We start from the raw sequence: 8184 nt of genomic DNA on the forward strand, positions 1-8184 counted from the left end.
TTTTCATTTTTCTCAACGGGTTTCCGGGTGGCATGGACAAACTCGTTTGTCCATGATGTCCGAATCTATGCATGGGTTTGGGACTCTACCGCACGGACAAACGAGTTTGTCCGTGTGATAGATCCCAAATCCGAGCGTAGATTCGAACACCGATGAATTCAACGCTATCCGGTTATAAATTTGCGTGTTTTGTTCCCTCCCTTCCGGGATGTCATTCCCGCATATTTTTAGCGGGAATCCATGAAGTTTAGAGTCCACGGGATACCCGCTAAAAACGTTTGGGTATGACAGAAACCGTATAAGCAAATTCCTAACCGGATAATGCTGAGAAGAGTGGGTTGTTTGTTAAAGGTATCGAACTATTTTTTGTGATGAAATTACTTCGTGTCTGAACAGAAACTACAAACATGTCCTTTTGAACGGATCACGGGAAATCTTTTGCAGATTGAAATTGCAGGGTTTGAAGGTTCCTCTCTTCGGTCAAAATGACAAAAACAGGTGTTTTCGTTCAGACACTATTTATGAAAAAGGTTGCCCCGGGCTAAAGACGAATAGTTTCACCAGAATGAGATTCTTCGCTTCGCTCAGAAGACACAGAATAAAAGGGTCAGAACGGCAAAACAAAAGAGCTCAGAATAACTGAGAAGGAGGTGTTAGATGATGAAAAATATTCTTATCATTGCAGGCGTTGTATTCTGTGGTATGTATCTGCCTTTGTGTCGTGCAGAGGCTTCGCACAGCAATAAAATCCGGGTGTTGCGTTCCGACAGCGATGGCGCAGTCCTCGAACTGAGGTTGAGCGGTTTTCAGACGGAAACGACGGAGTACGAAGGCGAATCGTATCAAAGCATTACGGCGCCCGATACCGTTCAGAGCGATCAGCCCGGCAAGCCCCGGATGCCGGTTTGTGGCACACTGTTAGGGGTTCCGGCTGTTGATGGCGTTTCCCTGCAGATCATCGATGCCAGTTTTAAAACGGTACCTGGGTATCGGCTGCTTCCGGCTCCGGAATGGAAGGTGTCGGGGAACAACATGGACGAGCCGGACATAGAGAAGGCCTTTATAATGGACCAGGATATTTACCATACCAGCGCTTTTTATCCTGAGGCAATTGCCGGCATCGGTTACACGGGATATTTGCGCGATCAGGCGGTGGCGCAGGTGCAATTTTATCCGGTGCAGTATAATCCGGTGGAAGGCGTTGTGCGCCTTTACCGTCGTATTCTCGTAAAGGTTACATGGAATGCCCGGCAGGTGGCGCCGTCGCCCCGTCGGGCTCCGGGAACAGGCCGTGCCTATGAAGAGACGCTAAAGAACCATCTTTTGAATTACGATGCCTTGCAGCGTCCGGCATCTTCCCCGGAAATATCATCCCCGGATGCAACCATTGAATCCCAGGAGCTTCTTGAAAAAAGCAGCGGCGGAACGTCCCTTAAAATTGGTGTTACGGAAGACGGTATATACAAACTGACATATAACGACCTCGATGCCGCGGGCTTAAAATTGAATAGTATAGACCCGCGCACAATTATCGTGAGTAATAAAGGCGTTGAAATTCCCGTTCACCTGCAGGGAGAGGACGACGGTACATTTGACACAAATGACTATCTTCTGTTTTATGGTATTGCGAATAAGGATATTTATACAACAAAAAATATCTACTGGCTTACCGTTGGCACCGGCACCGGCAAGCGCATGACCGCTGTTGATGGCACCCTTTCGGGAAATGCCGCTATTCCGGAATACTTTCCCACAACCCTGCATGCAGAAGTAGACAGCGAATACTGGCAGACAATGCCTAACGGCGGGAGTGAGGATCATTGGTTCTGGGACAAACAGCTTACTGCGCCATCTCTGCAATCAGCGCAGCCTGAGGGAACGAATACCGTTTCAAAAAACTATTTTCTGAGCTTAAATCATATTTCAACAGAGAATGCTACGGCAGAGGTGCGTGTGCGATTGAAGGGGCGCACCAGTGTTCAAAGCGTAAATCCCGACCATCATACAAAAATATATCTCAACGATGTTAAAGTAGATGACCAGACGTGGGATGGTCAGCAGATCTACGACCACAAGGTAACGGTTCTGCAATCAGCGCTGCTTGAGGGAACGAATACCGTGCGCCTGGAGCTGCCGGGAGATACCGGGGCGAAGGAGGTGGATCAGGTTTTTATGAACTGGATTGAAATCGACTATCTGGATACCTACGTGGCAGAGCAGGACAAGTTGTTATTCGGCGCACCGTCGAACGGTACGTTTCAGTTTGAGGTCACCGGTTTCGGGAAAAACACCGTTATGGTTTTTGATGTGACGGACCCCGTCAGCCCGTCACGGATAACCCATACCAATGTCCCGAAATCAGGGAATACTTATACCCTGCAGTTCGAGGGCGATGCCCAGGAGGGAACGCAGTATCTTGCGCTGGCATCTTCACAATTTAAATCACCCTCCAGCATTGAAAGAGATCAACCTTCATCCTGGAAATCCACCAGCAACAAGGCGGATTATCTTATCATCACGCATGAAGATTTTTACAGCAGCGCTCAAAAGCTTGCAAACTACCGGAGCGGGGCTGGCTGGAAAGTGGCTGTGATTAAGGTGGGAGATATTTATGATGAATTTAACTACGGCATCTTCAATCCACAAGCGATCCGGGACTTTCTGACCTATGCGTACAACCATTGGGCTGCTCCGGCGCCCAGCTACGTCTTGCTGGTGGGCGACGCTTGTCAGGATTTCAGAGATCTTTATAAAACCGGTACATTAAACTATGTGCCCTCCCAAAATATTGAGACGAACATCCTGGGGGAAACGCCATCCGACAACTGGTTTGTCCAGGTGAGTGGGGATGATATCCTTCCGGACATGTATATCGGGCGGATCAGTGTGCAGACGAAACCGGATGCTGCGAATATTGTCGATAAGATTATTTCCTATGAAAAAAATCCCCCGGCAGAGCCCTGGAATAAAAATGCGCTCTTCGTTGCAGACGATGATGATATCTCATTTGAAGAAATGTCGGAGCAGCTTGTCGGTTTATTGCCTGGCAGTTACAAGGCAAACAAGGTATACGTAAGCACCTATTCCTCAGGAAATCCGACGCAGGATATTATCAATTATATCAACAAAGGAAGCCTGCTCACGAATTACTCGGGCCATGGCGCTGTAAACCAGTGGGGATTGTGGGCTAATAACAAGAAAGCGATTTTGAACGCTTCTGGCATCACATCGCTGGACAACACGAATAAACTGACCATGGTAACGACGGCGAATTGTCTAAACGGATATTTTGCGGGCACGAATCCTCAAAAATCCGTTGCCGAGCAGTTTCACCTGCTGAAAGGAAAGGGAGCGATAGCCGTCTGGGCGCCCACGGCGTTGAGTTACACGTCGGGTCACCGGCTCCTTTTCAACGAATTGTATAAAAATTTCTTTCAGTATAATCTGCACGGTCTTGGTGCTGCCACGACTAATGCCAAGATTTCCGCCTATGCCAAGAGCAAAACCTGGGGTGAGCTGGTGGAAACGTTCGTGCTTTTCGGTGATCCGCTTACGCGACTCGGTATTCCTGAAGAGGTATCATTATCGGTTGACATGCCGAATGGAGGCGAAATTATACCCGCAGGATCTATCTATACGATCCAGTGGACGGCATCCCAGGACATGGTGAAATTCACCCTAAAATATTCTTTGAATAAGGGAAAAACGTGGAAAAACATTGCAAAAGATGTGACCGGCGCCAGCTATGAATGGCAGACGCCAGGCACTAAAAAGAGCAAGAATCAGTGTCTGGTCAGGGTAATGGGGTATGACAATTCCGGCAAGAAAAAGGCCAAAGATGTATCAGACGCGGTATTTACCATAGATGCGGCGCTGTAGTCAACCAGTTAATCCCTTGAAAAATTCTTGCACAAACGGTATAAATGCCGTTTCTGGTAGGGGCGGGTTTGAAACCTGCCCCTACATGGCAAAAATTCATATGATATTTACAATACAGCAAGTCTGCTACCAAATCTCACCTATCGTAGAACCGATCCTTTGGCAAGCTCGGGCCATTGCGCCGTGCATGGTGAGCCAATCAGACCATCACGACGAAGTCGTGGGGGAGAGGGAGGAGGGTGTAAAAAACTTCCTAAAAAAAGAAGTTTTTATGGAGTAATACTATAAGACGAAATTGTCACAAGACCTGGATATTAACGATACGATGCAGAACCCCGTTCAGAAGAAGATTCAGGACAATGTCCTGGAGATAGCGCTCGATCTCTGCCGTAGGACGAAGGGGCAGCAATACATTCCCATTACAGGTCACAGTATGTATCCCCTCATCCGTGAAGGCGACCAGATATTGGTGCTGCTTGGATGGACGGGGATACAGCGGGGTGATGTGATTGTCTTCCGGCGCGAAGGTATGCTCATCGCTCATCGGGTGATGAATATAGACAAGACAGATGCCGGGCACGTCCTGATCACAAAAGGAGATAATGTCCCCTATTTTGACCCGCCCCTGAATGACAACCAGATTATTGGCAGGGTGCTCGCCGTGAAAAGAGGCAGCCGGCAGGCGCCTCTTAATACCGTGGTCTGGCGGGCGCTAGGGTGGCTTATCGTGGTTGGAACTCTCTCTTTCAGCCAATTACTCAGTTACGGGATGAATCTTAGGCAAAAATATTTTGGTCTGCATTTCAGCCGTACAACGTCTTTTATCCACCGGGGGATACGGGCTTTTTCCCGCACTATACGCAAAGGCCTTACGCTGTTTTTTCTGTAACCATGTTGATTGTTATCGGTCTTTACTCTTGTTCTGCCCACCCTGCAACGCCAATTTTTCAGATGTGATCGTAGCCAGAAAAACGACACAAGCGGCTATGGGAAGAAGTGCAAGGGGCAGGTGGTGTGTTCTTACACAAAAGGGAAATTCCAATACCGAAGAATAGGGTGGTGTCATTCTTCGTAATAATTGAGTTTTTTAAACGAATAGCATCGCTCGTTCGGCCGTGCTCACGACGGAACCCCTTGCGGCTGGCTTGTACGGAGAATAAACCCCTGCGTTATGAAAAACAATGGTATTAATTTTTTTTGCGGGCAAGGTTTTTCAAAGTGTTAAATGGTTCTTTTGTTGCATGCCTCCTGATAAAGGTCTCCAATTCTCTTCGCCATATTTTCTGCGGCAAAGTTATCCGATATTGTGGTTTTCAGAGAGGCGGAAAGATGGTCTCGTAGTCCGGCATCTTCGGCCAGCCTCATCATTGCAGCACCGAGAATATCCGGGTCTTTGACCGGCACTAAGAGTGCGTTTTCTCCATCGATCAGGATATCCGCAATACCATCGATATTCGTGGCAATCACGGGTTTTCCGCCAGCGCCTGCTTCCAGGATCGAAATGGGTTGCCCCTCCCACAAAGATGGTAAAACAAAGACGTCGATGGCAGATAAAAGCTCATGAACATTCGTTCTCGCACCCAGGAAATGGACGGAATCAGAAATTCCTAAGTCCCTGGTAAGTTTTTCCAGCTCGTATTTAAGCTCCCCTTCGCCGATAATCCACAACCGGGCGTGAGGATGCTTGTTCCTGACTGCTTGAAACGCCTCAAGAAGGTAACTCTGTCCCTTTTGCACATGAAGACGTCCGACGTTTCCAAACAATAGGGCAGATTCATCCATTCCGTATTGAGCGCGTATCATCTTCCTTTCCCTGCGATGTTGGAATCTTTCTAACTCAATGCCATACGGAATTATGACGCTATTCCTTTCCTTTATTATTCCTGCCGCCAAACCTTTCCGGTAATCAGACGGGCAAACGCAGATGACTTTATCCGTCAAGCAAAGAAGGGCTTGGTCTATCACGCGTAAATGACGGGGGAATACATGGTTTTTACTCAGGTAATGCATGCCGTGATAACTATGGATACGAACCATGGGTCTGCGTGCAACAAAGGCGCCGATTCTCCCCCAAAAACCGGAGGTGCCTCCATGGGTATGAAGGACATCAAAATCTGACGCACGGAAAATCCGGGTAACTTCCCGGATGGTTTTCAGCCGGATACGATTATCCATGAAGACAGGAATTACCTCAATGCCGGATTTCCTGGCCTCATCTGCCAGAAAACCCTGTTCTTCGCATGCGATACAGACCTCGAATGCGTTACGATCGAGATATTTCGCAAGCATCAATACATGTACCTGGCCACCGCCAATACTTGCATCATCAATCATCTCTAAAATGCGGATTTTTTTCATCGTTGACATTGCAGCTTTCCCGTTGCGCGCAAATACCACCGCAGTATTACAGATTGCAGCCTCCCCAGGTGCTTACGATAGTAGTAGAGCTGGCTAGTGCGATACAGTTCATTAATTTTGTGCTTATCAACACTACCGGAGCTTCCGGCGAGTATATGAATAATAGATGTTTGTGGATAGTAAATAATTTGCCATCCGGATGAGTTGATCCGTTTGCAGAGGTCTTTGTCTTCGAAGTACATGAAAATATTTTCGTCAAAGCCCCTGGTCTGTAAAAAAGCGTTGTGCCGCACCATCAGGCACGCGCCGGTTAACCATCCAGGAGCCTTTGTATTGCTATACCAATGCTCTAGTATCGGGCAGACAACCTTACGCCACCTGCGAGCAAAGAAATGCACTATTTTGTCAATGAATTCAACTGCCAAACCTGGCAGACGGCCTGCAGAAAGCTGGAAGTGTCTGTCCTCAAAAAGGATCTTGGGGCCAACTGCTCCAACTACCGGATGTTCATCGAGAAAATCCGCTAACAAGGTAATCGAATTCTCAACAAGAATCGTATCTGCATTAAGAAACAAAAGATACTTACCTTTTGCCACGCTGGCGCCAAGGTTATTTCCACGACTGAAGCCAAGATTGACCGGGCTTTCGATCAGTTTTACATCCGGAAATTCCGAATGGACAATCTGCCTGCTATCGTCGGAAGAGGCATTATCAACAACGATAACCTCGAAGGAAATTCCCTTTGTTTGTTCGTAGACCGATTTCAAGCACTGCCGTAGAAGCACAGCGGAATTGTAATTTACCAGAATAACGGATACCTTCATAATTTAATTGTACAGGAGTTTTCATTTTGTTTAAACGGGTTATCGGATGGCACGGACAAACCTCGTTTGTCCGTGTGATATATTCCAGATCCGTGTGTGTATTCAAACACCATGGACAAACAAGTTTGTCCATGCCACCCTGTGACCGAAGACATAAGCAAGATGGGGTAGCGCAAGATAGAACGTCGTAACGGAATACATGAAATGAAAATCGCCCACGTGAGAAAAGGTATCTATCGTTATATTCTACTCCAGAAAATATTCCCTTCCAGACGTTAACAATTAGCGTATTTCTCAGGCCTTTGTTCCCCGGAGGAAGTCCAGGTATCTGGCGTTTTTACATTCTATCGAAATTCTGCTGTCAAAGCAATGTCTTGTTGCCAGGTTTAGTGAAAAGGCAGAATCTCCAAGGAACCTGAGATTTTGGAATATTTTGAAAGTGGTTCCTCATTTAATGCCTGAACGAAAACTATCAAAAATATCATTTTGGTCGAAATCATAAAAGCATCTGTTTTCGTTCAGACACTATTAAGATGGAGGATGCAACAGGGGGAGACGCCTGGATATAACAGAAAATCAAGTTATGTTTTCGGTTACCGGGTTGCACTGACAAACTTTATTTGTCAGTGTGATATATTTCAAATCCATGTGTATATTCAAACACCATGGACAAACTTTGTTTGTCCATGCCACCCGGGAGCCCGATAAAATAAAATGAAAATTCCTATGCAATCAAGAAAGAAATAAGTAGTGCAGGGGGATTACCAGGAGATGGGACTCTACAGATTTGGAGCTTGTGTAAAGAATATTTCCTCCCGGCAAAAAGATTCTCGCCCATTACCCTTGCCCGGAATATGTGCACCGTTGGCAACGCCCATTACAGAAAAAAGACGAGGGTATCTCGTTAGTGTCGTGCGTCGACATTGACACAAACATACGATAATTGCCATGAAGGTGCATTTGGTAATTTTGAAAAGAAGAAAGCGTCGTAACTATTCAGCGTACATTCGCTCACAAACCCTATGAGTGATCAAAATATTGATTCTGTAATCCCGAAGGGATGTCATGATTATAGCATATCGTTATGCAATGACGGTTAACCCTGTAGGGGTGGCATGGTATC

Annotated in this window: 4 protein-coding genes; 2 read left to right on the top strand and 2 right to left on the bottom strand. The window is 46.7% G+C overall.

Features of this window, described 5'->3' with window-relative positions; genetic code table 11:
- The first annotated feature begins 657 nt into the window (after window positions 1–657).
- Window positions 658–3879: a C25 family cysteine peptidase gene (locus tag BIY37_RS01755; protein WP_070066129.1), complete on the top strand. Its 3222-nt coding sequence runs from the start codon at window positions 658–660 to the stop codon at window positions 3877–3879.
- Window positions 3880–4174: 295 nt separating this feature from the next.
- Window positions 4175–4768 (top strand): signal peptidase I, encoded by a 594-nt coding sequence (locus BIY37_RS01765; RefSeq protein ID WP_070066131.1) that lies wholly within the window; start codon window positions 4175–4177, stop codon window positions 4766–4768.
- 332 nt (window positions 4769–5100) lie between these two features.
- Here BIY37_RS01765 and BIY37_RS01770 read toward each other — a convergent pair whose 3' ends face one another.
- Window positions 5101–6246 (bottom strand): glycosyltransferase family 4 protein, encoded by a 1146-nt coding sequence (locus tag BIY37_RS01770; protein WP_070066132.1) that lies wholly within the window; start codon window positions 6244–6246, stop codon window positions 5101–5103.
- The gene (locus BIY37_RS01775; RefSeq protein WP_070066133.1) at window positions 6234–7061 is read right to left on the bottom strand and encodes a glycosyltransferase family 2 protein; all 828 of its coding nucleotides are present in this window, start codon (window positions 7059–7061) and stop codon (window positions 6234–6236) included. The genes BIY37_RS01770 and BIY37_RS01775 overlap by 13 nt, the downstream gene beginning before the upstream one ends.
- Window positions 7062–8184: the final 1123 nt, after the last annotated feature.

Source organism: Candidatus Brocadia sapporoensis, assembly GCF_001753675.2.
Taxonomy (GTDB): Bacteria; Planctomycetota; Brocadiia; order Brocadiales; family Brocadiaceae; genus Brocadia; species Brocadia sapporoensis.

Coding starts and splice junctions, on each gene's coding strand:
- BIY37_RS01755 (WP_070066129.1), top strand. CDS start 658: ATGATGAAAAATATTCTTATCATTGCAGGCGTTGTATTCTGTGGTATG.
- BIY37_RS01770 (WP_070066132.1), bottom strand. CDS start 6,246: ATGTCAACGATGAAAAAAATCCGCATTTTAGAGATGATTGATGATGCA.
- BIY37_RS01775 (WP_070066133.1), bottom strand. CDS start 7,061: ATGAAGGTATCCGTTATTCTGGTAAATTACAATTCCGCTGTGCTTCTA.